24 protein-coding genes and 1 riboswitch are annotated in these 23,914 nt (G+C 67.2%); of the genes, 11 read left to right on the forward strand and 13 right to left on the reverse strand.

Going from position 1 to position 23,914, the window contains the following annotated elements:
• Positions 1-111: 111 nt before the first annotated feature.
• From ACFTSA_RS03490 to ACFTSA_RS03505, 4 genes are all read right to left on the reverse strand, one after another.
• Entirely contained in the window at positions 112-951 is an 840-nt protein-coding gene (locus tag ACFTSA_RS03490; RefSeq protein WP_377949644.1) for an amino acid ABC transporter permease, read from the reverse strand.
• Positions 948-1,598, reverse strand: a complete 651-nt coding sequence (locus ACFTSA_RS03495) for an amino acid ABC transporter permease (protein WP_377949646.1) — start codon at positions 1,596-1,598, stop codon at positions 948-950. Before ACFTSA_RS03495 ends, ACFTSA_RS03490 begins: the two co-directional genes overlap by 4 nt.
• Before the next feature lie 100 nt (positions 1,599-1,698).
• Positions 1,699-2,586, reverse strand: coding sequence for a glutamate ABC transporter substrate-binding protein (locus ACFTSA_RS03500; protein WP_377949648.1), 888 nt, complete (start codon positions 2,584-2,586; stop codon positions 1,699-1,701).
• 85 nt (positions 2,587-2,671) lie between these two features.
• Positions 2,672-3,427 carry an amino acid ABC transporter ATP-binding protein gene (locus ACFTSA_RS03505; protein ID WP_377949650.1) on the reverse strand — a complete coding sequence of 252 codons (756 nt, stop codon included), beginning with the start codon at positions 3,425-3,427 and terminating at the stop codon, positions 2,672-2,674.
• Positions 3,428-3,533: 106 nt separating this feature from the next.
• On the opposite strand from ACFTSA_RS03505, the gene ACFTSA_RS03510 reads away from it, so the two are divergent.
• The 4 genes from ACFTSA_RS03510 to ACFTSA_RS03525 all read left to right on the forward strand — a co-directional run bounded on the left by ACFTSA_RS03510 (position 3,534) and on the right by ACFTSA_RS03525 (position 6,595).
• Entirely contained in the window at positions 3,534-4,319 is a 786-nt protein-coding gene (locus ACFTSA_RS03510) for a TIGR00730 family Rossman fold protein (RefSeq protein ID WP_377949652.1), read from the forward strand.
• 50 nt (positions 4,320-4,369) lie between these two features.
• On the forward strand, positions 4,370-4,855 hold the full coding sequence (locus ACFTSA_RS03515) for a DivIVA domain-containing protein (protein WP_377949654.1): 486 nt from the start codon (positions 4,370-4,372) through the stop codon (positions 4,853-4,855).
• Positions 4,852-6,171 carry a hypothetical protein gene (locus tag ACFTSA_RS03520; protein ID WP_377949656.1) on the forward strand — a complete coding sequence of 440 codons (1,320 nt, stop codon included), beginning with the start codon at positions 4,852-4,854 and terminating at the stop codon, positions 6,169-6,171. The genes ACFTSA_RS03515 and ACFTSA_RS03520 overlap by 4 nt, the downstream gene beginning before the upstream one ends.
• Before the next feature lie 256 nt (positions 6,172-6,427).
• Complete coding sequence (locus tag ACFTSA_RS03525; RefSeq protein ID WP_003805139.1) at positions 6,428-6,595, forward strand: DUF3117 domain-containing protein; 168 nt, start codon at positions 6,428-6,430, stop codon at positions 6,593-6,595.
• A 63-nt stretch (positions 6,596-6,658) separates the two neighbouring features.
• Here ACFTSA_RS03525 and ACFTSA_RS03530 read toward each other — a convergent pair whose 3' ends face one another.
• The gene (locus ACFTSA_RS03530) at positions 6,659-7,291 is read right to left on the reverse strand and encodes an O-methyltransferase (RefSeq protein ID WP_331575711.1); all 633 of its coding nucleotides are present in this window, start codon (positions 7,289-7,291) and stop codon (positions 6,659-6,661) included.
• Between the two features lie 319 nt (positions 7,292-7,610).
• Between ACFTSA_RS03530 and sigE the strand changes: the two genes are divergently transcribed.
• The 3 genes from sigE to ACFTSA_RS03545 all read left to right on the forward strand — a co-directional run bounded on the left by sigE (position 7,611) and on the right by ACFTSA_RS03545 (position 9,670).
• Entirely contained in the window at positions 7,611-8,228 is a 618-nt protein-coding gene (gene sigE, locus ACFTSA_RS03535; RefSeq protein WP_377949659.1) for an RNA polymerase sigma factor SigE, read from the forward strand.
• Between the two features lie 8 nt (positions 8,229-8,236).
• A complete protein-coding gene (locus ACFTSA_RS03540) occupies positions 8,237-9,181 on the forward strand; it encodes an anti-sigma factor (protein ID WP_377949661.1) in 945 nt (314 codons plus the stop codon).
• A gap of 90 nt (positions 9,182-9,271) precedes the next feature.
• Positions 9,272-9,670, forward strand: a complete 399-nt coding sequence (locus ACFTSA_RS03545) for a twin-arginine translocase TatA/TatE family subunit (protein WP_377949662.1) — start codon at positions 9,272-9,274, stop codon at positions 9,668-9,670.
• Positions 9,671-9,709: 39 nt separating this feature from the next.
• Here ACFTSA_RS03545 and ACFTSA_RS03550 read toward each other — a convergent pair whose 3' ends face one another.
• The 3 genes from ACFTSA_RS03550 to ACFTSA_RS03560 are packed head-to-tail and all read right to left on the reverse strand — an operon-like array spanning position 9,710 to position 12,834.
• A complete protein-coding gene (locus ACFTSA_RS03550) occupies positions 9,710-10,837 on the reverse strand; it encodes an Mrp/NBP35 family ATP-binding protein (protein WP_377949664.1) in 1,128 nt (375 codons plus the stop codon).
• A 10-nt stretch (positions 10,838-10,847) separates the two neighbouring features.
• Positions 10,848-11,567, reverse strand: coding sequence for a DUF1003 domain-containing protein (locus ACFTSA_RS03555; RefSeq protein ID WP_377949666.1), 720 nt, complete (start codon positions 11,565-11,567; stop codon positions 10,848-10,850).
• A complete protein-coding gene (locus ACFTSA_RS03560) occupies positions 11,551-12,834 on the reverse strand; it encodes a magnesium transporter MgtE N-terminal domain-containing protein (protein WP_377949668.1) in 1,284 nt (427 codons plus the stop codon). The genes ACFTSA_RS03555 and ACFTSA_RS03560 overlap by 17 nt, the downstream gene beginning before the upstream one ends.
• A 77-nt stretch (positions 12,835-12,911) precedes the next feature.
• Here ACFTSA_RS03560 and ACFTSA_RS03565 point away from each other — a divergent pair, with 77 nt between their 5' ends.
• A complete protein-coding gene (locus ACFTSA_RS03565) occupies positions 12,912-13,871 on the forward strand; it encodes a general stress protein (protein WP_377949670.1) in 960 nt (319 codons plus the stop codon).
• 132 nt (positions 13,872-14,003) lie between these two features.
• Here ACFTSA_RS03565 and ACFTSA_RS03570 read toward each other — a convergent pair whose 3' ends face one another.
• Positions 14,004-15,593: an aminopeptidase P family protein gene (locus tag ACFTSA_RS03570; RefSeq protein WP_377949672.1), complete on the reverse strand. Its 1,590-nt coding sequence runs from the start codon at positions 15,591-15,593 to the stop codon at positions 14,004-14,006.
• 104 nt (positions 15,594-15,697) lie between these two features.
• On the opposite strand from ACFTSA_RS03570, the gene ACFTSA_RS03575 reads away from it, so the two are divergent.
• A complete protein-coding gene (locus ACFTSA_RS03575; protein WP_377949673.1) occupies positions 15,698-16,543 on the forward strand; it encodes a PHP domain-containing protein in 846 nt (281 codons plus the stop codon).
• A 58-nt stretch (positions 16,544-16,601) separates the two neighbouring features.
• Here the strand turns inward: ACFTSA_RS03575 and ACFTSA_RS03580 are convergent, their stop codons facing one another.
• The 3 genes from ACFTSA_RS03580 to ACFTSA_RS03590 all read right to left on the reverse strand — a co-directional run bounded on the left by ACFTSA_RS03580 (position 16,602) and on the right by ACFTSA_RS03590 (position 21,009).
• Positions 16,602-17,474, reverse strand: coding sequence for a DNA-methyltransferase (locus ACFTSA_RS03580; RefSeq protein ID WP_377949675.1), 873 nt, complete (start codon positions 17,472-17,474; stop codon positions 16,602-16,604).
• A 5-nt stretch (positions 17,475-17,479) separates the two neighbouring features.
• Positions 17,480-19,159 (reverse strand): DEAD/DEAH box helicase, encoded by a 1,680-nt coding sequence (locus tag ACFTSA_RS03585; RefSeq protein WP_377949677.1) that lies wholly within the window; start codon positions 19,157-19,159, stop codon positions 17,480-17,482.
• A 302-nt stretch (positions 19,160-19,461) separates the two neighbouring features.
• Positions 19,462-21,009: an RNB domain-containing ribonuclease gene (locus ACFTSA_RS03590; RefSeq protein WP_377949678.1), complete on the reverse strand. Its 1,548-nt coding sequence runs from the start codon at positions 21,007-21,009 to the stop codon at positions 19,462-19,464.
• 41 nt (positions 21,010-21,050) lie between these two features.
• Between ACFTSA_RS03590 and ACFTSA_RS03595 the strand changes: the two genes are divergently transcribed.
• Complete coding sequence (locus ACFTSA_RS03595; RefSeq protein ID WP_377949680.1) at positions 21,051-21,737, forward strand: ferritin-like fold-containing protein; 687 nt, start codon at positions 21,051-21,053, stop codon at positions 21,735-21,737.
• A 25-nt stretch (positions 21,738-21,762) separates the two neighbouring features.
• Here the strand turns inward: ACFTSA_RS03595 and thiE are convergent, their stop codons facing one another.
• Positions 21,763-22,464: a thiamine phosphate synthase gene (gene thiE, locus ACFTSA_RS03600; RefSeq protein ID WP_377949682.1), complete on the reverse strand. Its 702-nt coding sequence runs from the start codon at positions 22,462-22,464 to the stop codon at positions 21,763-21,765.
• 27 nt (positions 22,465-22,491) lie between these two features.
• Positions 22,492-22,613: riboswitch (TPP riboswitch) on the forward strand.
• Here thiE and thiO point away from each other — a divergent pair.
• On the forward strand, positions 22,605-23,891 hold the full coding sequence (gene thiO / locus ACFTSA_RS03605) for a glycine oxidase ThiO (protein WP_377949683.1): 1,287 nt from the start codon (positions 22,605-22,607) through the stop codon (positions 23,889-23,891). (Overlaps the previous riboswitch by 9 nt.)
• Positions 23,892-23,914: the final 23 nt, after the last annotated feature.

A 23,914-nucleotide genomic window follows, 5' to 3' on the forward strand; every position in this document is an offset into this window, starting at 1 on the left:
CCGGCCTGAGCCGCCAACGCTGGACACAAGCCGATAAGCACGAAGGGTCCGCAGCCGGATGGCTGCGGACCCTTTGCCGTAAATGACTGCCGGTTATGTCACCACAGTTTGCTATTTGACGACCGTGGAGACGCCGGCGGTGGGGGCTTTCGCCACTCCGCCGGCAGCCTTCTTTGACCCGTGCCGCTCGATCCAGATGGCAAGCCGGGACACTGCCAGGTTAATGGCGATGTAGATGGCCGCTGCCACGAAGAATACCGGGAACAGGAACTGCGGGCCCAGGAAGTCAGCCATCACCTGGACTGCGCGCAGCAGTTCGCCGTAGGCCACGATGTATCCCAGTGACGTGTCCTTCAGCAGGACCACCAGCTGCGCCACGAGGGACGGCAGCATGCGGCGGACCGCCTGGGGCAGTTCGATGGTCAGCCGGGACTGGAAGCTGGTCAGTCCGATCGCCAGCCCCGCTTCGCGCTGGCCGCGGGGGAGGGACTGGATGCCTGCGCGGATGATTTCCGCGAAGATCGCCGCGTTGTAGAGGACCAGACCGGCCACCACGGCAATGAACGAGCTGGTGGCGAAGACCAGCAGCACGAACAGCATCATCAGGACCACCGGCATGCCACGGAGGAACTCGAGCACGATCCGGGTGGGAATCCGGATCCAGGCGACGTCGGAGATGCGCATCAGGCACAGCAGGAGTCCCAACGGAAAGGCAATGACCGCCGCAATGGCTGCCGCGCTCAGCGTCGCGCCGATGCCGTTGAAGATCAGCGTCCAGACATCCGCCTGGCCGAAGATCGCCCAGCGCTGCGCCTGGAAGATGCCCTGCTGGGCGAGGGTCATGATGGCCCACACCAACAGGGCCGCGATCAGCACGACGCCGATCACGGACCCGATCAGCGAGGTGCGGCGGGCCTTGGGGCCGGGGACGTCGTAGAGAACCGAACTCATCGTGCGATCGCCACCTTTCGTTCGACCTGGTGGGCGAGGTAACCCAGCGGCACGGTGATCAGGAGATAGAAGAAGGCAACGCCGACCAGCACCCACATGACGGCATCGCCGTGGTCGTTGGCCAGCTGCTTGCCGTAGCCGAACAGCTCCAGCACGTAGAAGGCACCGGCCACGGACGAGTTCTTGACCAGCGCGATGAGGATGTTGATCATCGGCGGGATCACGGTGCGCAGTGCCTGCGGGAGGATGATGAGCGAGAGCACCTGGCCGAACTTCATGCCGATGCTGCGGGCCGCCTCGGCCTGGCCGACGGGAACGCTGTTGACGCCCGAGCGCACCGCCTCGGCGATGAACGCGGAGGTGTAGGCGCTCAGGGCGATGATGGCTGCGACCTCGAACTGCTGGAAGGTCACGCCCAGCCGGGGCAGGACGACGGCCGCGAAAAAGAAGGCGATGGTCAGCGGGGTGTTACGCACCACCTCCACATAGAACATGCTGAAGCCGCGGAGGGCAGCCACGGGGGAAACACGCGCCGCGGCCAGCAGGGTGCCGACAACCAACGCGATGATGCCGGAAACGGCTGCCAGGAACAGGGTTCTGAGAAAGCCGTCCCAGTATTGGGGGAGGCTTTCAATGATGACGTCCATAGGGTCCTTTAGCTGCGTTCAGGGGAATGTGCGGAAAACGGAAGCGGCGGTTACCGGCAGGCTGTGGCATGCACAGCAGCCGGTAACCGCCACGATCGTTTTAGTAGCGGTCGATGGCCGGAAGCTCCGGTGCCGTCTTGATGACCGCGCCGGCCGTGTCTTCCCAGGCCTTCTTGTAGGAGCCGTCCTTGGCGAATGTTTCCAGCTGGTCGTTGATCCAGTTGCGGAACTCGGTGTCGCCCTTCTTCAGGCCGATGCCGTAGGGCTCCTTGGTGAAGGTCTGGTCGGATGCCAGCTTGAACGCGTCCGGCTCCTTGTTGACGAAGCCTGCCAGGATGACGTTGTCCGTTGTCACGGCCTCAACCTGCTTGTTGCGCAGCGGCTCGAGGCAGGCGGAGTAGGTGGCGGCCGGAACCAGGACCGCGCCGTACTTCTCCACGATGGTGGAGGCCGGGGTGGAACCCGTCACGGAGCAGACGTTCTTGCCCTTGACGTCCTCGGGCTTGGTGATGGATGTGTTGTCCTTGTTCACCATCAGCGCCTGGCCGGCTTCATAGTAGGGGCCGGCGAAGTCAACTTCGGTCTTGCGCTTGTCATTGATGGTGTAGGTGGCCACGATCAGGTCCACCTTGCCCTGCTTGATGAACTGCTCCCGGTTCGCGGAGACTGTCTCGACCCATTCGATCTTGTCTGCGGGGATGCCCAGCTTGGCGGCCAGCAGCTTGCCGATTTCGACGTCGAAACCGACGGGCTTGCCGTCCAGGCCCTTCTGGCCGAACAGCGGCTGGTCGAACTTGGTTCCGATGGTCACTTTGCCGGCCGAAGCGAGCTTTTCCATGGTGGTGCCTGCAGCGAAGCTGGGCTTCTCGACCGGCGAGGGGTTGGAGCCGGTCCCGGTGCCGCCGCCGCCGCAAGCGCTCAGTGTCAGAGCGATAGCCGCGGATGCTGCTGCCAGAAGGGATTTCCTTCGGGTCAAAAATGCCTTCATGACATTCCTTTCATTGGGCGGCCGCCCGTGACGGCCTGGGTGCGAAATCGGGGGTCTTGAAGTTGGGGATTGCTGGATCGGTTTGTCAGTGCGTGAGCAGCTTGGACAGGAAGTCCTTGGCTCGGCTGCTCTGGGGATTGGTGAAGAACTCCTCGGGAGTGGCGTCCTCCACGATCTGTCCGTCAGCCATGAACACCACGCGGTCAGCGGCCTTGCGGGCGAAGCCCATCTCGTGGGTAACCACGATCATGGTCATGCCCTCCTTGGCCAGCTGAATCATGACGTCCAGGACCTCGTTGATCATCTCCGGGTCGAGGGCCGAAGTCGGCTCGTCAAAAAGCATGACCTTGGGCTTCATGGCGAGGGCGCGCGCGATGGCCACGCGCTGCTGCTGGCCGCCGGACAGCTGGGCCGGGAGCTTGGGGGCCTGGTGGCCCACGCCCACCCGCTCAAGCAGGGCCATGGCCTCCTTGTCCGCCTCCGCCTTCGCGACGCCCTTGACCTTGATGGGGCCAAGCGTCACGTTTTCCAGGATGGTCTTGTGCGCGAACAGGTTGAACGACTGGAACACCATGCCGACGTCGGCGCGCAGCCGGGCAAGCTCCTTGCCCTCCTCGGGCAGGTGCTTGCCGTCGATGGCGATGTCGCCGTCGTCGATGGTTTCCAGCCGGTTGATCGCCCGGCACAGCGTGGACTTTCCCGAACCTGACGGGCCGATGACCACAACCACCTCGCCCTTGCGGACCTGGAGGTTGATGTCCTTCAGAACGTGCAGCTGACCGTAATGCTTGTTGACGGCATTCAGAGAGACGAGTGCATCGCCGGGCAGTTGAGTAGTCATAAAGATGAATCTAGCGAACATTGCTCGGTTATGACCGGAATCACTCCAACTTCCCGCTGATCGTAATTCAAGAGATACCTGCAGGTCAGCAGGTTAGCCTTGGGGGATGAGCATCAACGCAGATCCGTCAAAATCAGTACAGCCCCGCCGGAAAGGGCCCCTCGAGCTGCGCCGCAAGCAGGCCGCGGTGGAGATGTCGGATCAGCGGCTGCTCGACACCAAGGGGCCCGGGCACTTCATCCACACCGACCCCTGGCGGGTCATGCGGATTCAGAGCGAGTTCGTGGAAGGCTTTGGTGCCCTCTCCGACCTGGGCCAGGCCGTCAGCGTTTTCGGTTCCGCGCGCACCAAGCCCGGCAGCGCGTTCTACGACATGGGTGTCGAAGTGGGACGCAAGCTGGCCGAGGCCGGCGTGGCCGTCATCACCGGCGGCGGGCCGGGCTCGATGGAAGCGGCCAACAGGGGAGCCGTGGAAGGCAACGGCGTCTCCGTTGGCCTGGGCATCGAACTGCCGTTTGAGCAGGGCCTGAACCAGTGGGTGGACCTCGGCATCAACTTCCGCTACTTCTTCGCCCGGAAGACCATGTTCGTGAAGTATGCCCAGGGCTTCATCGTTCTTCCCGGCGGCCTCGGGACCCTGGACGAGCTCTTCGAAGCCATGGTCCTGGTACAGACCCAGAAGGTCACCTCGTTCCCGATCGTCCTGCTGGGCGCCTCGTTCTGGGGGCCGATGATCGAATGGATCAGGGGAACCCTGGTGGCGGAGGGGATGGTCTCGGAAAAGGACCTGGACCTCATTCAAGTGGTGGACACCCCGGAGGAGGCCGTAAACCTGGTCCTCCACGGCCACGTCCGCCCTCCGTCCACCAACGGCGACCAGCGGCCCGAATAGCAGCGCCCCGGTAAGCGGCGGCCGGGGCTGCGTCTGGCACGATGGGTGGTGTGAGTTTTTTCCTCGTTTTCCTCGCCATCGTCCTGATTGGAGCCACCGCCCTTATCGGGACCGACCTCGGAGCGGGCATGCTGCGGAGGAAACGCGCCCGTGCGCCTTTCGCCGGAGACGGGTTCACCGACGGGTTCGATGAACCCGTGGCGTCCCTGCCTCCGGTGCTGCTCCCCGACGACGCCACACCGGCTGACGTCGACCACGTGCGGTTTGCGCTGGGGCTTCGGGGTTACCGGATGGACCAGGTGGACCAGGTGCTGGACGACCTTCGCGACCAGCTGGCCGCCAGGAACGCCGAAATAGAAAGCCTCCGCGGGCAGTTGCGCGCCTCCACCCGCTTGCCTGCCGCCGAACAATTCACAGCCGTCGAACCGGCTGCCGAGCAGCGCGCCGTCGAACCGGCTGCCGGGCAGCCAGCCGTCGAACCGGCTGCCGAGCAGCGCGCCGCCGAGGACCGGACGGCCGCCAAGGACCGGACGTGAGCTCCCCGATGCCGCCTCCCGGCCCCGTGCCGCCTGCAACGGCCGAACCACCGCCGCCCGCGGACGGGACACGGCTGGACCGGGCCTTCCGGACTGCCTCGGCGCGGCTCGGCGGCCGCCTGGCCCGCTGGCCGTGGTGGGCCCAGGTGGCGGCGGTCTACGTGGCCGCCCGGCTGGTCAGCGCCTGCATCTTCATGTCGGCCGCCCTGCACCAGGGATTCAACCCCTGGTTCCCGGCCAAACCCGACTACTGGAACTTCATCAACATCTGGGACGCGCGCTGGTACGAATCCGTAATCACCGCCGGATACCCGTCCGAACTGCCGCTGGATGCTGCCGGCAACGTGCAGGAGAACACCTGGGCCTTCTATCCGCTGTTTCCCACGCTGGGGCGGATGCTCTCCACTGCCACGGGCATGAGTCCCGCCGCCGCCCTCATATCCATTGCGATGCTCGCCGGACTGGCGGCCTCGCTGGTGGTCTGCCTGCTGTTCCGCACCCGGACAGCCCACTGGCCTGCCGTGTGGGGCACCGCGTTCTTCGCCACCTTCCCCGTCGCGCCGGTGCTCCAGGTGCCGTACGCGGAATCCCTGAACCTCCTGCTGCTGGCCGCCGCGCTGCTGCTGGTGGTCAGGCGGCACTACCTGTGGGCCATTCCCGTGGTTCTGGCCATGTGCCTTTCCCGGCCCACGGGCGTGCCGTTCGCTGCCACCGTCGGGATCCTGTTCCTGAACCGCGCCGGTGAGGCCTGGCTCGGGGCACGCAACAACGGGTCGGCCGACGCAGGGAGCCGGGTCCACAGCCGGAACGAACTGTGGTCCCTCGCCGGGCTCGCCGCCGTCAGCTGTGCGGGCGCCCTCGCCTGGCCCGCGATCGCGTGGGCGGCTACCGGCGACATCGCCGCCTATACCAAGACCGAAACCGTCTGGCGCGGGGACGACCTCGTGCCCTTCAAGCCTTGGTTCGATACCGGCGTCCTGCTGTTCGGGCCTGTGCTGGGACCCGTGGCCCCGTTCGTCTTCGTGGCCTTGTTCGGGCTGTTCATGGCCTCCCCGCCGGTGCGCCGGCTGGGAACGGAACTCCGGCTGTGGTGCGTGTGCTACATCGGATACCTCGTGGTGTTCCTGCACCCGCAGACCAGCACCTTCCGCATGCTGCTGCCGCTGTTTCCGCTGGCCCTGGCCGCCGCGCTCGTTTCCCGGTCGCGCGCCTACCGCTGCGCCGTGATCACGATGTTCATCCTGCTTCAGATCGTCTGGGTGGTTTGGCTGTGGGCGTGGGCACAGCTGCCGGGCGGCGGGGACTATCCGCCGTGACAGGCGGGTTTCCCAGATGGGTTTTCCCAGATCAGCCCGCGGCAGGGCGCAGGAATCCACACGTGAACGAATTGTCCATCGATTAGCTACAGACGGGTAATTACAGGATAATAGGTAATAAGCAAGGACAAAAAGCATTCGGATTGTTCAGCCATGGCGGCTGCCGAAAGGACCGCCAGAGCGGCTTTGTTTTGACCACGCGGACTCAGCCCGGCCGGGCTGCTCGGTCCTGGGACTACTGGAGGGGATATTCCTCATGGCGGCTATGAAACCACGCACCGGCGACGGCCCTATGGAAGTAACCAAGGAGGGCCGCAGCCTGATCATGCGTGTGCCGCTCGAAGGCGGAGGCCGGCTCGTGGTTGAACTCAATGCCACAGAGGCGGCCAACCTCAAGGACTGCCTCGTCGGCGTCACCGAATAAGGGCAAGGCAGGGCCCGCAGCCGGAAGGCTGCGGGCCCTGCCTTTTTCGTATGTCTGGCCGGCTTATCTCTTCACCGCCACCAGCAGCCCGTCACCGGTGGGAAGCATGGCGGACGCCAGCCGGTCGTCGTCGCGTACGGCCTTGCCCACCTGGCGCAGCACAACGGTGGTTGCATCCCGGGCCGCAGGGTTGGACACCCGGTCCTTGTCCAGGGCGTCATTGACTATCAGCAGGCCGCCGGTCTTGAGCAGGCGCACGGCCTGCTCCACGTAGCGGGGAAAGTTGGGCTTGTCCCCGTCGATGAATACGAGGTCATAGGCGGCGTCCGTCAGCCTCGGCAGGACATCGCCTGCACGGCCGGAGATGGTGCGCGTACGGTTGGCCGGGCTGCCGGCTTCCTGGAACGCCTCCCGCGCGGCCTTCAGGTGCTCCACGTCCACGTCAATGGTGGTGAGCACGGCCTGGGGGCCGAGGCCGCGCAGCAGGCAGACGCCGGACACCCCGGCGCCGGTACCGATCTCGACGGCGGTCTGCGCCTTGGATGCCGCGGCCAGTACAGTCAGCACGGCGCCAACGCCACGGCCGATGGGTGTCACTCCAAGCTCGAACGAACGCTCCCGGGCACGAAGCAGGACCTCATCCTCGGCAGGCAGATCTTCTGCATAGGACCAGCTCGTGGACTTATCGGCGCTCATGGATTTCGCTTTCTGGGCGGCAGGGGGCATGTTCTTACAGCGTACTTGGTTGGACGGCACCCGACGGGCAAGTGACGGCGGCGACGCCTGTGATGGCGCATACTGTCACCCGGTGCGGTGAACCGCGGGGACAGTTCCCCGGAACCCGGCGCAAAATTCGGGTGAATAAGTTGCGCTTTCAGCAAAGGGGGGCTCCGCAGTCAGGAAATTCCCAGCCAACTTTGACATGATAATAATCCGCTCATCCAAGTGGTGATCGGCGCCGAACCAATGATGTAAAGCACGTCAGGCGTTATTACATCCACGAGGGGAGTGGACGATGTCAGCATCCATTGCGGCACCTGTCCCTACAACTGAACAGCAAGCCGCCGAGTGGGCCGTGCCCACGTGGGAGGAAGTGGTCACCAACCACTCCGCCAAGGTGTACCGGCTCGCTTACCGGCTCACCGGTAACAAGTATGACGCCGAGGACCTCACCCAGGAGGTGTTTGTCCGCGTCTTCCGTTCCCTGGAGAACTTCAAGCCGGGAACCCTGGACGGCTGGCTGCACCGGATCACCACCAACCTCTTCCTGGACCAGGCGCGGCGCAAGAGCCGCATCCGCTTTGACGCGCTGGCCGAGGACGCCGAATCACGGCTGCCCGGCCGGGAACCGGGCCCGGAGCAAAGCTTCGAGCTCAACAACCTGGACCTCGACGTCCAGGCCGCCCTCGAGGAACTCCCGCCGGACTTCCGTGCCGCCGTCGTCCTGTGCGACCTTGAAGGACTGTCGTACGACGAAGTCGCCGAGGCCCTGGGCGTGAAGCTGGGCACGGTCCGGTCACGCATCCACCGCGGCCGGACCATGCTGCGTGAGAAGCTTGCCCACCGCGATCCGCGGCCGCAGCAGGCACGCAAGCCGCGGCTGAAGATGCCCCGCATCGCCGGCGTTCTCTGATCGGCGACATGCGTCAGCTACATCGCTTGCTGGAGGGGCTCAGGAAGAAGACAGCGTTCTCGCCGCTTGCCGGCGGACGGCACCCGCGGACGCCGGACCATGTCCGCGCGTGCGCCGAATGCGCCAGCGCGCTGCACCGGCAGCGCCAGTACATCGAGCGGCTCCGTACTGCCGCGGTCCCGGCCGCCAGTGACGAGCTGACCGCCCGGCTCCTGCTCCGCACCCAACAGCTGGCCATGGCGCCGGTCCCCGTCTACCGGCCCAGCCGCATGAGGCTGGCCGGGCTGGCCGGCGGAGTAGCCGTGGTGGCGGCTGGGGCCGTGGCCGCCGGAGCGTATACGGTGGCCGGGGAACCCAGGCAGTACGCCGCGGGCACGGCCTCGCTCTACGGCCAGTCAGGGCATTCCCCGGGAACGGACAGCCGGCTCGCCGCCCTGCGGTCCTCCGGCTGGACCTGCCCCGAACTGCGCGCCCTGGGCTTCCACCTTGTTTCGGCCAGCACAACGGTGCTGGCGGGCCAGCCCACAGTCGAGCTGCGCCTCACGGACGGGCAGCACACGGCACGGATCCTGGAACAGCACCAGGGAACGCCGGCGGCGCCCTGGCCGGTCAACCCGCTGACCGGCCACCCGGCGGGAAGCGACGGGTACATCGCCGCGGACCTGCCGGGAACGACGGCGGACGGCCAGGTCTGGGTCAAGGCGGGGCAACCGTGGAGCGCCATCTACCAGACGCCCCGGAGCACCTTCACCTACGTGTCGGACCTGCCTGCCACCTCGGCCGACGACGCCGTGGCCATGCTGGCCGGGGCCGGAGGTGCGGCCGGTCCGGGGCTGGCCGCAGGGACTGACGCGGCCGGCGTCAGCGCCGGAGCCCAGGGACCCGCGCAGGAGACCGCTGTTGACCGGGTGGAGCGCGGCCTCCGTAAAATAGCGCGCCAGTTGGGCCTTTGAGCCGCCTCCCCGTCCCCGCAGAACGGCCCGGCAGGACGCTGGCCGGGATGAAATCGTCACTGCCTCCCCGGAGAGGGTAATCTTCCTAAAGTGTTTGGAATCAACGGCCCGGAGTTTATCCTTCTGCTGCTCATCGGCATTCTGGTGATCGGCCCCCAGAGGCTGCCCGAATACACCCAGAAGCTGGCAAACCTCGTCCGTGAAGTGCGGCGGATGGCCTCCGGCGCGCGGGAGCAGATCAAGGAAGAAGTCGGCATCGACATCGATGACGTCGACTGGAAGAAATACGACCCCCGCCAGTACGATCCGCGGCGCATCATCAAGGAAGCGCTCCTCGAGGACGACACCAAGCCGGTCAGTTCGGCCGGGCCTGCGGCAGTGGCCGGGGCGGCATCTGCCGCCGCTTCCTCTACAGAGGAGCGGCCGGCCCGCGTCATCGAAAGCCTGGGCGTGGGCGAGCGCGCTCCCTTCGATTCCGAGGCGACGTAGCCCGGGTTTCGCTCCCCGCTCAACCAGCTTGGCTGAAAATCAGCGCGGCTGGACGTCCAGCTTCATCCCGGCCAGTCCCCGCGGCCTGGCCGCGAGCTTCCCGGCGATGCCGGAGAGTGCCGCCGCGGCCGGTGTGTCCGGGCCGCCCAGGACGATGGGCTTGCCTGCGTCGCCGCCTTCGCGCAGGAGAATGTCCAGCGGAATCTGGCCCAGCAGCGGCACGTCCGTGCCGGTCGATGCGCTGAGGCGCTCGGCGAGCACTTCGCCGCCGCCGGTGCCGAACAGGTCCATCCGGCCGCCGTCGGGCATTTCCAGGAACGACATGTTCTCGATGACTCCGGCCACCGTCTGCCCTGTCTGGGTGGCGATGGCGCCGGCACGCTCGGCCACGTCGGCCGCGGCGGCCTGGGGGGTGGTGACCACCAGGATTTCGGCCTTGGGCAGCAGCTGTGCCACCGAGATGGCGATGTCGCCGGTGCCCGGCGGGAGGTCCAGGAACAGGGCATCCAGGTCGCCGAAGTAGACGTCCGTGAGGAACTGCTCAAGCGCGCGGTGCAGCATGGGTCCGCGCCAGGCCACGGGCTGGTTTCCGGTGACGAACATGCCAATGGAAATGACCTTCACGCCATAGGCCACCGGCGGCAGGATCATGTCGTCCACGCGGGTGGGGGCCTGGGTGATCCCCATCAGGGCCGGCACCGAGAAGCCGTACACGTCCGCGTCCACGATGCCCACACGCAGCCCCTGCGCGGCGAGGGAACAGGCGAGGTTGACGGTCACCGAGGACTTGCCCACCCCGCCTTTGCCGCTGGCCACCGCAAAGACCTTGGTGAGGGACCCCGGCTGGTTGAACGGGATGCCCCGCTCGCCGCCGGGGCCGCGCAGCTGCTCCTTCAGCGCGTCGCGCTGCGCCTGGGTCATGACCTTCAGGTCCACCTCGACGGCGGTCACGCCGGGTACGCCAAGCAGCGCCGCCTCGGAGTCCCGGGTGATGGTGTCGCGCAGGGGGCAGCCGGCAATGGTGAGCAGCACCGCCAGCCGGACGGTCCCGTCGTGGGAAACCTTCACGGAGTCCACCATGCCCAGTTCGGTGATGGGGCGCCGGAGTTCGGGGTCGATGACGGTTGCCAGGGCAGCGTTGACTGCCTGAACGAGGGTGGTGCTCATGCCGTGGTGCTCAGCTTTCGGGAGAAGTGGGTCGGTGGGCTGGCCGGCCCTGGCGCGTTTTTTCAGACTTGATCTTGGGGATCTGCTGCGTGCGGGGGTTGCGTTGCTTTTCCCGCTTCTCCTTCAGCTTTTCCCGGACCAGTTCGCGCGGCGATTCATGGCTTCCGGGCCCGGACGGCTCGTGCGTGCGGAGCTCCTCCTGGGCTTCCAGCAGGTCCTCCAGGAGGCTGCGCAGTTCCGCCCGGACGTAGTCGCGGGTGGCGACCTCACGGAGAGCGATCCGGAGCGAGGCCAGTTCCCGGGTCAGGTATTCAGTGTCCGAGAGGTTGCGTTCGGCCCGCTGGCGGTCCTGCTGCAGGGATACGCGGTCGCGGTCGTCCTGGCGGTTCTGCGCGAGCAGCAGCAGCGGCGCGGCATAGGACGCCTGCAGGGACAGCATCAGTGTCAGAAGCGTGAACCCGAGTTCGACCTTGTCGAACTGCCAGGCCGTGGGAGCGAAGGTGTTCCAGGCCAGCCAGAAGACACAGAACACGGTCATGTAGAGCAGGAACTGCGGCGTGCCCATGAAGCGCGCGAAGCCCTCCGTCGCATGGCCGAAGGCATCAGGGTTCGGCGAGAACTTGGGCAGCATGCGCTGGCGGCCGCTCAGCGGCGTGTCCAGGCTGCCCTGGGCTGCCGGCTTTCCGCCCGGACGGGTTCCCTTTGACGTGTTCTCAGCCAATGCGGCCACCAAGCTTCCTGACCGGTGCCTCGCCGTCGTTGGCTCGCCAGTCATCAGGCAGCAGATGGTCCAGGACGTCGTCCACCGTCACGGCGCCCACCAGCCTGCCGGCCTGATTGACCACCGGCAGTGAGTTCAGGTTGTACGTGGCGAGCGTGCGGGCCACCTCACTGATGTGGGCATGGTCCGAGAGCGGTTCCAGGTTCTTGTCCACGAGGTTGCCCAGCGACTCGAACGGCGGGAAGCGCAGCAGTTGCTGGATGTGCACCACGCCGAGGAAGCGGCCGGTGGGGGTTTCCAGCGGCGGACGGGCGATGAAGATGGACGAGGCGAGCGCGGGGGAGAGCTCCTCGCGCCGCACGTGGGCGAGTGCCTCTGCCACCGTGGCTTCGGGCGGCAGGATGACCGGAACGGGGGTCATGAGGCCGCCGGCGGTGTCCTCGTCGTATTCGAGCAGGCGCCGGACGTCCTCGGCGCCCTCGGGCTCCATCAGCTGAAGGAGTTCCTCGGCCTGGGCGGAGGGCAGCTCACCGAGGAGGTCGGCGGCGTCGTCGGGGTCCATCTCCTCCAGGACGTCGGCGGCGCGCTGGACGTCGAGGGCGGAGAGGATTTCCACCTGGTCGTCCTCGGGCAGCTCCTGCAGGACGTCCGCGAGCCGCTCGTCCTGCAGTTCGCTGGCCACCTCGAAGCGGCGCTTGTCGCTCATTTCCTGGAGCGCCTCGGCGAAGTCCGCGGGCTTGAGGTCCTCGTGGTTGGCCACGAACTGGGTGGCTGCCTGCGGTTCCGTCTTGGCGCCCTGGTGCGCGTCGGCCCAGTCGATGATCATGGTCTCGTTGCGGCGCAGCCTGCTCAGGGGCGCCAGTGAATGCCCGCGGCGAACGAACAGCTTGCTCACGAACCAGTCGCCCGAGCGGTGCTGGTCCATGGCGATGTCCTCGATGGTGGCGTCGCCGCTGCCGTCCGTGAGGGTGACCCGGCGGTCGAACATTTCGGCCACCACCAGCGTCTCGGCGCCGCGCTGCTCGAAGCGCCGGAGGTTCACCAAACCGGTGCAGATGATCTGGGTCTGGTCGATGGAGGTGATCCGGGTCATGGGAACGAAGACCCGCTTCTTGCCGGGAACTTCGACGACGATGCCCACCACGTGCGGCGCGCCCCGGGTTCCGCGGGAGAGCACGACGACGTCACGCAACCGTCCCAGACGGTCGCCCAGAGGGTCGAAGACGTCCAGTCCGAGGAGGCGCGCGACAAAGACGCGGGTAGGATTCGTGCTCACCTCTACAGGCTACCGAGTCTGCTCTCTTTTAGCTGAATTTTCAGCTCACACCCATCCTTATAGGCAAGAATGAAGACATGGCGAATATTTTTGGTGCTCCCAAGGCTGGACCCAACGGCTCGGACGAATCGAAGACGGTCCCCACGGGGGATACTGTCGGCTCGTACACCTCCTACCTGGACGCCCAGAAGGCCGTGGACTACCTCGCCGACCAGCAGTTCCCGGTGCACCTGGTGTCCATCGTGGGCAACGACCTCAAGATGGTGGAGCGGGTGACGGGGCGCCTCAGCTACCCGCGGGTGGCGCTCTCCGGTGCGCTGAGCGGCATGTGGTTCGGCCTCTTCGTTGGCGTCATGCTGTCCTTCTTCACGCCAGCCGGCGGGACGTTCTCCATCATCAGCTCGGTGCTGATGGGTGCCGCGTTCTTCATGCTGTTCGGGATCGTCACCTATGCCATGCAGCGCGGCAAGCGCGACTTCACCTCCACCAGCCAGGTGGTCGCCACCAACTACGACGTGGTCGTGGCCTTCGAGGCGGCCCATGAGGCCCGCCGCCTGCTCCAGCAGCTGCCGATGACGCCGACCGACGCCACCCCGGGCGGGCACCCGGCGCCGCACAGCCAGCACGATTACCAGAACCAGCACGACTACCAAAACCAGCCCTACCAGCAGCCGGGCCGGCACCAGGGACCCCCGCAGGGACCGCAGCGGGGCCCTTCCCAGGGCCAGGCGCCGCAGCGCCCGGCGGGCTGGAACGACCCCTACGGCCAGCGCAGCCAGGACGCCAACGGGCAGTACGGTGCAGGCCAGCACGTGCAGGGCGGACAGCCGCAGGACCCGCACCAGCAATACGGGACGCAGCAGCAGGGCCAGCCGTACGGCGCGGAGCAGGGCCAGGCAGCAGAAGGAACGCCGGCAGCAGGCCAGCGCCCGGCCTCGGCCGTCCGCTACCCGGACCTCCCGGACGGCCGGCCGCAGTACGGCGTACGGGTGGACCCGAACCAGGCGGAGCAGGGCCGGGACGGACAGCAGCAGTAGCCCGGTCAGCAATTAGGCCGGTCAGCAATTAGCCCGGACCAGCAATAAGGCCAGGCCAGCAATAAGGCCAGGCCAGCAGGAAGGGACGGCCACCGGATCATCCGGTGGCCGTCCCTTCGTGTGTTAGACCGCTTAATCCCTGGCGTCGATTTCCTGGTAGATGCCGGCCATCCAGGCCTCGACGTCGTCCGCGGTGCGGGGCAGCGCCGCGCTGAGATTAACAGGGCCCTCGGCGGTCATCAGGATGTCGTCCTCGATGCGCACGCCAATGCCGCGGTACTCCTCCGGGATGGCGAGGTCCTCCTGCTTGAAGTACAGGCCGGGTTCGATGGTGAAGATCATTCCCTCGCGCAGCACGCCGTCCAGGTAGAGTTCCCGCCGGGCCTGGGCGCAGTCGTGGACGTCGAGGCCGAGGTGGTGGCTGGTGCCGTGCGGCATCCAGCGCCGATGCTGCTGGCCATCCTCGCCCAGGGCCTCCTCGACGGAGACCGGAAGCAGGCCCCACTCGGAAAGCCGCTCCGCGAGAACCGTTGTGGCGGCGGTATGCACGTCGCGGAACTTCACGCCGATCTGGGCGGCCGCGAAGCCTGCATCGGCCGCATCCAGGACCGCCTCGTAGATCTTGCGCTGCACGTCCGAGAACTTGCCGTTGGCCGGAAGCGTGCGCGTGATGTCCGCGGTGTAGAGCGAATCGGCCTCAACGCCGGCGTCCAGCAGGAGCAGCTCGCCGGCGTTGACCTTGCCGGTGTTGCGGGTCCAATGGAGCACGGTGGCGTTGTTGCCGGAGGCGGCAATGGTGTCGTAGCCGAGTTCGTTGCCCGCCTCCCGGGCCCGGGCGAAGAAGGCGCCTTCCACCACGCGTTCGCCGCGGAAGTGCGTCAGCGCGCGGGGCAGGGCCTTGACCACTTCGGTGAAGCCCTCCACCGTGGCGGCCACCGCGAGCTGCATTTGCTCGATTTCCCACTCGTCCTTGGTCAGGCGCAGTTCGGAGAGGGCTTCGGAGAGCTTCTCATCGAGGGCGTCCAGCACTGCCAGGTCCAGGTTGTCCGGATCCTTGGCGGTGTTGTAGCGGGCCGTGTCCACGAGGGCGTCGATGTTCTCATCCACCTTGCGCACCAGGCGGATGGAGATACCGCCGATTTCGGGGGCGCCGACGTTCTTGGTGACGGCCACCTCGAGTTCATCGATGTGGGCCGTGGGGATTCCGAGCCGTGCCTCAAACTCGTCCAGCGTGGGCCGGGGCCCGATCCAGAACTCTCCCGACCGCGCGTCGGCGTAGAACTGTTCGGTGTCCCGTCCGGCCAGCGGCCGGAAGTAGAGCGTGACGCGGTGGCTGCCGCCGTCGTCGCCCTTTCCCTCCTCGACTGGCTCGAAAATGAGCACGGCGTCGGGCTCATGGTCCAGCCCGAGGCCCGTGAGGTGGGCGAAGCCGGAGTGCGGGCGGAAGCGGTAGTCACAGTCGTTGGAGCGGACCTTAAGGGGCCCGGCCGGAACCACCAGGCGTTCGCCCTTGAACTGGTCGGAGATGGCCCGCCGCCTCCTCGCGGCGTGGCTGGCGACGGCGTCCCGTTCAGGGGTCACCTGAGGCGCGGGCGCCCAGTTGCTGGCCATGAAGGCCTTGAAAGCCGCGGAACTGGGCCGCTGGGAGCGGTTGTTGAGTCGCTCTTCCAGGGGCTGGGAAGCTGTATTTTCACCGTTGTGGGTGTTGTCTGCAGAGTTCACGGTCCCATCGTCTCACCAGCCGAGCGGCTTAGGCCAACAACGGCGCGGGGGCAGATTCACGCCCGTCCCGGCCACACGAGCGCGCCATCTACTAGGCTGGGCTGGTGAGGATAGATCTGCACGCCCACTCGAATGTTTCCGACGGCACGGAAACGCCGGCTGAGGTCATGGCAGCCGCCGCGGCGGCGGGGCTGAACGTCATTGCGCTGACGGACCATGACTCCACGGACGGCTGGGAGGAAGCGTCCCGGGCGGCGGCTGACAACGGCGTGGCACTGGTGCCCGGCATGGAGATTTCCTGCCGGACGGAGAACGGGATCAGTGTCCACCTGCTGAGCTACCTGCACGACCCCGCGCACCTGGGCCTGCTCGAAGAGATCACGAAAGCCAGGGAAGCCCGCCTGACCCGCGCCGAACGCATGGTCACGCTGCTCGCCGAGGACTACCCCCTGACCTGGGACGATGTCATCCACCATGTGGCGCCGGGAGCCACGCTGGGACGGCCGCACATCGCCGATGCCCTGGTGGCCGCAGGTGTGGTGGCGGACCGTTCCGAGGCCTTCACCTCGATTCTCACCTCGCACTCGCGCTACTTCGTGCAGCACTACGCGCCGGAGCCGGCCCTAGCCGTCGAACTGGTCCGCGCCGCCGGCGGCGTTCCCGTCTTTGCCCATCCCGTTGCCTCCGCGCGGGGGCGCATCGTGGGCGAACCCACCTACCACAACATGATCGACGCCGGCCTGGCCGGGCTTGAGGTCAACCACCGGGACAACCCGGAGGAGGGCCGGGAATTCCTGCGGAAGCTGGCCGCCCGGCACGGGCTCCTGGTGACCGGGTCCTCGGACTACCACGGCCTAGGCAAGCCCAACCGGCTGGGCGAGAACCTGACCGCGCCGGACGTATTCGAGCGGATCGAGGAGCTGGGGACGGGCACCGCCGTCGTCCGTTAAACCCAACTGACTGATAGTTGTTGTCGTTTTGGGGCCTCAAAACGACAACAACTGTGAGCTAGTTGGGCGGGTAGGACGCGATCTCGGCGTGCGCCCCGAGCCGTTTGGCCATGACGTCGATGGCCGGCCGGTTCTGGTCCACGCAGACGAACCTGCGTCCCATCTTGGCCGCCACCGCGCCGAGCGTGCCGGAACCGGCGAAGAAGTCGAGGCACCAGTCACCCTGGCGGCTGGATGCGGCCACCACCCGGCGCACCAGGCCCTCGGGCTTCTGCGTGGGGTAGCCGGTTTTTTCCTTGCCCGTGGGGGAGACGATGGTGTGCCACCAGACGTCCGTGGGCAGCTTCCCCAGCTCACGCTTGGCCGGAGTCACAAGCCCCGGGGCCATATAGGGCTCCCGGTCCACCTCGGCGCTGTTGAAGTGGTACTTGGCCGGGTTCTTGACGTAGACGAGGATGTTGTCGTGCTTGGTGGGCCAGCGGTTCTTGGCGCGCGCACCATAGTCGTAGGCCCAGATGATCTCGTTGAGGAAGCACTCACGGCCAAAGATGGCATCCAGCATCACCTTGGCGTAGTGCACCTCGCGGTAGTCCAGGTGCAGGTACAGGGTGCCGTCGTCAGCCAGGAGCCGCCAGGCCTCCACGAGGCGCGGCTCGAGGAAGGACCAGTAGTCGCTGAAGGCGTCGTCGTAACGGTGCAGGGCGCCCTTGATCGTGTCGTAGGAGCGGCCTTTGAAGCCCACCCGGTCGCCATCGCCGTCGGCGTTCAGCACCATCTTTGTTTCCTGGCGCTGCTGGGCCCGGCCGGTGTTGAAGGGCGGGTCCACGTAAATGAGTGTGAAGGCGCCGTCCGGCAGCGTGGGGAGGAAGTCCGCGTTATCCGCGTGCACCACCAGGTTGCTGCCGTCCGGCGCCCAGACAGTTTCAGTCATTGAGGCTATGGGGCCTCAGTGCCGGGCTGCGATCCGGTTGCAGCGGATTCGCTGCCGGAGACCACTTCGCCGTTGCGGCGGCGCGTGCGGGTGCGGTTCCGGCGCGGGCGCGCCGGCTGCTCCCCTTCAACGGTCGCGGTGGCAGCGGGACCGGTTCCGGCGTCCGCACCGGACTCCGATGAACGACGGCGGCGCTCACCTGTTCGCTTGCCGGCGTCACCGCCGCGACGGCTGCCTTCCCTGCTGCCTCCATCCCTGCTGCCAGGGCGGGCGGAGTCGCGGCCGCCGGAGCGGGTGTTCTTCTTGCCGGTCTCGCCCAGATCCTCCAGGACCTCGGCGTCGACGCCGGCGAGGGTGCGCTTGCTGCGCGGCAGCCGGCCCTTGGTCCCTTCCGGGATATCCAGGTCCTCGTACAGGTGCGGCGACGAGGAGTACGTTTCGACAGGCTCGGGAACGCTCAGGCCCAGCGCCTTGTTGATGAGGCCCCAGCGCGGCATATCGTCCCAGTCGACGAACGTCACTGCCGTGCCCTTGTTGCCGGCGCGGCCGGTGCGGCCCACGCGGTGCAGGTAGATCTTCTCGTCCTCAACACACTGGTAGTTGATGACGTGCGTGACGTCGTCGACGTCGATGCCGCGGGCGGCGACGTCGGTGGCAACGAGGACGTCCACCTTGTTGTTGCGGAAGGCACGGAGCGCCTGCTCGCGGGCTCCCTGGCCGAGGTCACCGTGGATGGCGGCGGCGGCAAAACCGCGGTCCACGAGTTCCTCGGCAACCTTCGCGGCAGTGCGCTTGGTCTTGGTGAAGATGATGGTGCGGCCGCGGCCGCGGGCCTGCAGGATGCGGGCCACCACCTCGGTCTTGTCCATGCTGTGGGCGCGGTAGATAAGCTGACGGATGTCGCGCTTGGTCAGGCCCTCGTCGTCCGGATCGGCGGCGCGGATGTGAGTGGGCTGCGTCATGTACCGCCGGGCCATGGCAATGACCGGGCCGGGCATCGTGGCCGAGAACAGAAGAGTCTGGCGGACCGGCGGAGTGCCGGCAATCAGGGTCTCCACGTCGGGCAGGAAGCCGAGGTCCAGCATCTCGTCAGCCTCGTCCAGCACGACAATCTTGACGTTCTTGAGCACCAGGTGCTTTTGCTTGTAGAGGTCGATGAGGCGGCCTGGCGTGCCGACCACCACCTCGACGCCCTTCTGGAGCGCGTCGATCTGGGGCTCGTAGGCGCGTCCGCCGTAGATCGTGGCGATCCGGGCGTTGCGCTTGCGGGATGCGGTCTGCAGGTCGTTGGCAACCTGCACGGCGAGCTCACGCGTGGGTACGATCACCATGGCCTGCGGCGCGCCGGGGGCGGGCAGCTTATCGAAGCCGGCGTCGTCGCGGCCCACCACGCGCTGCAGCGCAGGAATGCCGAAGCCGAGGGTCTTGCCCGTGCCGGTCTTGGCCTGGCCGATGATGTCGTGGCCGGACAGCGCGACGGGCAGCGTCATGGCCTGGATGGGGAAGGGGTGCGTGATGCCGGCGTCGGCCAGCGATTCGACGATGTCGGCGCGGACGTCAAAGTCGGCGAACGACTTTTCGGCTATCTCGTGCGGCTTCTCGTCCGAGATGATGGTCTCTTCCGGCTCGATGGTTTCGGTGCCGGTGTCGTCGGAGAGAAGCTGGTGGGTATGCAATTCACTCACAGGGGAGTTTCCTTATTCATTTAGGCATTGGCGCCGCCTGCTCAACGGGGCGGGCGCGGGGGCCGTTCCGGAGCACGCTCAGGCGCGCAAGCAATTCCAGTGGAAGCCGATCGCGGGCTATCTAATTGCCGGCACTGGGGACCGGCGGGTGTGACTCAAGATCGCGTAGGGGCGGGCTTGTTGAATTCAAATCAAGGAAATCAACGACCGGGCATCCATTACTACCCACCCAGTCTACTGGCAAACCCGTGTTTTCCTTGACTCAGGCCCCCGCGGGGACCTGTGGCGGGCGCTGGAGCGGATCAGGCGACGAGCTCAAGGCGGATCTCGCGGGTGCTGATGTCCGAGGAGACCAGCCGGACGCGGACCCTGGTGCCCGGCTCCATTTCGCCCTCGCACCTGGCTGTCACGGCCGGTTCGGCAATTTGGACCACGCCGGAGGGGCCGGATCCGTTGCTTGCCTTGCCGTTCAGGCCCTTGCCGTTGTTGCCGTTGGGGGAGCCGTTCCCGTTGCTGTTCCCTGCGGCGTTGCCGCTAGCGGTCCCGTTGCCGTTTTTGGCCGGTTTTGACCCGGTGAGCACCACGGCATCAAACTCCTGCCCGATGTGGTTGATCAGCAGCGCCGCTTCCACGGTGTCCAGGGCAAGCCGTTCCATCCTTGCCGCCAGCTGGTCGGAGTACGCCATGATTTCGGGGAGCGAGGGGAGTGCCTCGCGGGCCCAGGCCGGCACCGGCCTGTTGTTGCTCAGGGCCTCGCAGATGACCAGGACAAACCGGTCCACGAGCCGGCGCAGCGGTGCGGTGGTGTGCGCGTACGCGGTGCCGATGGCCGACTGGACGGCGTCCTCCGGAACCGTTCCGTCGAAATGCGTATACGCGGCCCCGCGGAAGAGCATGCCGGCCGAATGCAGGATGGCCAATTGCCGGTGGTCGGTGGGATCGAGGCTGCGCAGGTACTCGCCGTAGGTCTCCTGCCCGTCCCACGGCTTGCCCAGCGCGGCCGTCTGCCGCTTGAAGTGGCTCAGCGAGCGTTCATCCGGGGCCGGCATGGTGCGCAGGATCCCCACCTTGCCGTTGAGCATCATCGAGGCGGCGGCCATCCCGGTCATGAGCGAAATCTGGGCGTTCCAGTCCTCCACCGGAAGCTGGGGGACCGCCACGATCCGGTAGCCGCCGTCGGGAAGCTGGACGATCTCCTGCTCCGGCATGTTAAGGCTGGCGCCGCCGCGGGCCCGCTCCAGGTCCACGCGCTTGCGGCCCACCTCGCGCAGCAGCTGCAGCATGGGCGGGGCCGTGCCGGCATCCAGGTCTGCCTGGACGTCCTTATAGTTGAGTTTGGCCCGGCTGCGCACGGCGGCCCGGCGCACCACGACGGACACCACCTCGGCGGCGGCGTCCAGTTCGAACTCCCAGACGAAGGCGGAACACAGCTGCCCGGCCAGCAGGCTGCCGGCATTCTCGCTGATGACTTCCGGATGCAGCGGAATCCGGCCGTCCGGGGCGTAGAAAGTCTGCCCGCGGCGGCGGGTCTCGGCGTCGAGCGCGCCGCCGGGCTCGACGAAGGACGGAACGTCGGCAATGGCGTAGAGGATCCGGTAGCCCCCGGCGCGGCGCTCGATGAAGAGCGCCTGGTCAAGGTCGGTGGACGACGGCGGATCGATGGTCAGAAACTCCACCCCGGTCAGGTCCAGGTCCGGGAATTCCCGGCCGGCCACGGCGGCTTCGGCCTCCTTGAGCACGTCCTCGGGGAATTCCCCGGGCAGCTCCAGTTCGGTCCGCAGCGCGCTCAGGGCATCCGCGAGCGCACTGGTCTGCTCGTGGACGCTGGGCGACAGCCGATGATGTGACACGAAAATCAGGTTAGCCCGAATTGCGCCGTTAGTCTTGGATTATGGGCACATCCTCGGCTGGCACCGCTCGCTATGACCGCTTTGTCGCAGACCTGTTCGGCGTGATGGCATACGGCGAACTGTCCGCGTTCGAGCGGCTCTCCTCCGACGCCCGTTACTCGCCCACGCTGCACGACCGCGCCGTGCTCGGCAGGATCGCCGTCATCGAATTCCGGCACTACGAGCTGGTGAGCGCCAAGCTGGCGGAGATGGGTGTCGACGTCGAACATGCGATGCTGCCGTTCCAGCTGGCCGTGGACCATTTCCACGAACGGACCCGCCCGGCGGACTGGTACGAATCCCTGATGAAGGCCTATGTGGTGGACACGGTGTCCGCCGATTTCTACCGGGCGGTGGCCCGGTTCGTGGATGCCGGAACGCGGGACGTCATCCAGCAGATCCAGTCATCCGATGAGGCCACGGCCGTACTCCGGGATCGGCTCAAGGGAGCACTGGCCGACGACCCCCGGCTCGCGTCCCGGCTTGCGCTGTGGGGCCGCCGGCTGCTGGGCGAAGCGATCACGCAGGCCCAGCGCGTGGGCCATGAACACGCCTTTCTGAGCGAGCTGTTTGTCGAGGCGGAACCGGGCGCCACGGACGCCACCGCACGCGAGCTGGTGCGGGGCATCACCGCCGAAGTCGCGGAAAACCATTCCCGGCGGATGGTCCAGCTGGGCCTCAGCGGGTAGCGGTCTCTCCTTTGGAGGCGGCGGCTTAGGAGACTACGGCCGGCGCCGTTGCGTCCAGGGCGTCCAGCAGTTCGCCCGCAGCGGCCGACGGATCTGTTGCCTCAGTGATGGCACGCACGACGACGATCCGGCTGGCTCCCGCCGCCAGGACCTGCTCCACGTTCGTGCGGTCAATCCCGCCGATCGCGAACCAGGGCAGCAGCAGTCCGCCCACCCGTTCCTCATTCGCGGTGCGGACGGCCTCCGCCGCGTAGCGCACCAAATCGAGCCCGACGGCGGCGCGCCCGGGCTTGGTCGGCGTGGCCCACAGCGGGCCCACACAGAAATAGTCCAGGCCGCTGCGCCCGTGGGCCGCGGCGACGGCGGCGTCCACCTGCTCCGTGCTGTGGGTGGACAGCCCGATGACCGTGGCATCGTGCAGCAGCTTCCGGGCGGCGCGAAGCGGCAGGTCCTTCTGGCCGATGTGGAACACCGGTGCGCCGGCGATGGACGCGATATCGGCGCGGTCGTTCACGGCCCACAGCCGGCCGTGCCTGCGCGCGGCGGCATGGACGATTTCCAGCAGCTCGAGTTCCTCGGCCGCCTCGATGCTCTTATCCCGCAGCTGGATGATGTCCACGCCGCCGGCAAACGCCGCGTCGACGAAGTCCGCAAAGTCCCCGCGCTCCTTGCGGGCGTCGGTGCAGAGGTACAGGCGGGCGGCGGTGTGGACAGAGTGCTGGGTCATGGCAACCACCTTAGTTCCTCTAAACTGGGCAGGTACCGCGGGAGCCGATTGCTGCTGTCATAAAAGACGCAGGGCTGAGAGGGCGTCAGAGCCGACCGCTTGACCTGATCCGGTTAGTACCGGCGTAGGGAAGGAATTGCGTGAACCCTGAAACCAGCGGCGCAAAACGTGCCGCCACTTGTCTTGAGGCGGATGTGGCCGTCATCGGCGGCGGCGTTGTAGGGCACGGGATCGCTTGGGAAGCACGGCGCTCCGGCCGTTCAGTGGTACTCATCGACGAAGCCCCCGGCAGCGGCGCAAGCTGGGCCGCGGCCGGCATGCTCGCCCCGGTCAGCGAACTGCATTACCAGGAGGAAGGTCTCCTGGAACTGATGCTGGAGTCCTCAGCACGATGGCCGGAGTTTGCAGCCACGCTCACCGCCGGCGAGGACACCGGATACCGGACGACGCCGACCCTTGCGGTGGGTGCCGATCCCGCCGACCGCCGCGCCCTGTTGGACCTGCGGGACGTGCAGCGGACCCACGGACTGGGTGTCGAACCGCTGACCATCCGCGAGGCACGTTCGAGGGAGCCGTTGCTCAGCCCCGGAATCTCCTGTGCCCTGGATATCCCGGCGGACCACCAGGTGGATCCGCGCCGGCTCATCCGGGCGATCGCAGCAGGGCTGGCCCGTCATGGCCAGGAGATTGCGGCGGCGGACGGATACGCGGTGCGGGAACATGCCGCCGGCCTGCTCTGGGACGGCGGGCGGGTCTGCGGAGCACGGCTTGCCGGCGGAGGCACCGTCAGAGCCGCCGAGACGGTGGTGGCCAACGGCCTGGCCGCGGCCCAGCTGCAAAACCTGCCCGCCGGCCTGCAGCTGCCGCTGCGCCCGGTCTACGGCGACATCCTTCGGCTTCGGGTGCCCGCACACCTGCAGCCCCTGCTCACCGCGACGGTCCGCGGCATGGTGCGGGGCGTCCCCGTCTACATCGTGCCGCGCCAGGACGGCACGGTGGTGGTGGGCGCCACCCAGCGCGAGGACGGCGTACCCGGCACCAGCGCCGGCGGTGTCTACCAGCTGTTGCGCGACGCCCAGGTCCTGCTGCCGGCCGTCGCCGAGCTCGAGCTTCTCGAAGCCACGGCGCGGGCGCGGCCGGGCACACCGGACAACGCGCCGCTGCTCGGCCGGGTGCCGGCCAGCGGGCCCGGTGCGGTGCAGGACCGCGGCACGGACGTGGCCGGCCTTATCATCGCCACCGGGTTCTTCCGCCACGGCGTCCTGCTGACCCCGGCGGCAGCAGTGATCTGCCGCCAGCTCATGGACGGCACCCGCGACCCGCGCTGGTCCGCGTTCCGCCCGGGCCGGTTTTCCCCCGGGCTCCAGGACACGGGTGAACCTGCCCTGCTGGAATCCGCCGCTGGACGCAGCCCGACCCCTGGCTGATCGCTGCCAGCCAATCTCCGCCA

This window comes from Arthrobacter sp. NPDC057013 (assembly GCF_042674585.1).
Classification (GTDB): Bacteria; Actinomycetota; Actinomycetes; order Actinomycetales; family Micrococcaceae; genus Arthrobacter.

Excerpts from the sequence above, each read along its gene's own strand:
- ACFTSA_RS03595 (WP_377949680.1), top strand. The coding sequence starts at position 21,051 with ATGGGCACATCCTCGGCTGGCACCGCTCGCTATGACCGCTTTGTCGCA.
- ACFTSA_RS03580 (WP_377949675.1), bottom strand. The coding sequence starts at position 17,474 with ATGACTGAAACTGTCTGGGCGCCGGACGGCAGCAACCTGGTGGTGCAC.
- ACFTSA_RS03505 (WP_377949650.1), bottom strand. The coding sequence starts at position 3,427 with ATGACTACTCAACTGCCCGGCGATGCACTCGTCTCTCTGAATGCCGTC.
- ACFTSA_RS03495 (WP_377949646.1), bottom strand. The coding sequence starts at position 1,598 with ATGGACGTCATCATTGAAAGCCTCCCCCAATACTGGGACGGCTTTCTC.
- ACFTSA_RS03500 (WP_377949648.1), bottom strand. The coding sequence starts at position 2,586 with ATGAAGGCATTTTTGACCCGAAGGAAATCCCTTCTGGCAGCAGCATCC.
- thiE (WP_377949682.1), bottom strand. The coding sequence starts at position 22,464 with ATGACCCAGCACTCTGTCCACACCGCCGCCCGCCTGTACCTCTGCACC.
- ACFTSA_RS03525 (WP_003805139.1), top strand. The coding sequence starts at position 6,428 with ATGGCGGCTATGAAACCACGCACCGGCGACGGCCCTATGGAAGTAACC.
- ACFTSA_RS03530 (WP_331575711.1), bottom strand. The coding sequence starts at position 7,291 with ATGAGCGCCGATAAGTCCACGAGCTGGTCCTATGCAGAAGATCTGCCT.
- ACFTSA_RS03540 (WP_377949661.1), top strand. The coding sequence starts at position 8,237 with ATGCGTCAGCTACATCGCTTGCTGGAGGGGCTCAGGAAGAAGACAGCG.
- ACFTSA_RS03550 (WP_377949664.1), bottom strand. The coding sequence starts at position 10,837 with ATGAGCACCACCCTCGTTCAGGCAGTCAACGCTGCCCTGGCAACCGTC.
- ACFTSA_RS03490 (WP_377949644.1), bottom strand. The coding sequence starts at position 951 with ATGAGTTCGGTTCTCTACGACGTCCCCGGCCCCAAGGCCCGCCGCACC.
- ACFTSA_RS03565 (WP_377949670.1), top strand. The coding sequence starts at position 12,912 with ATGGCGAATATTTTTGGTGCTCCCAAGGCTGGACCCAACGGCTCGGAC.
- ACFTSA_RS03510 (WP_377949652.1), top strand. The coding sequence starts at position 3,534 with ATGAGCATCAACGCAGATCCGTCAAAATCAGTACAGCCCCGCCGGAAA.
- sigE (WP_377949659.1), top strand. The coding sequence starts at position 7,611 with ATGTCAGCATCCATTGCGGCACCTGTCCCTACAACTGAACAGCAAGCC.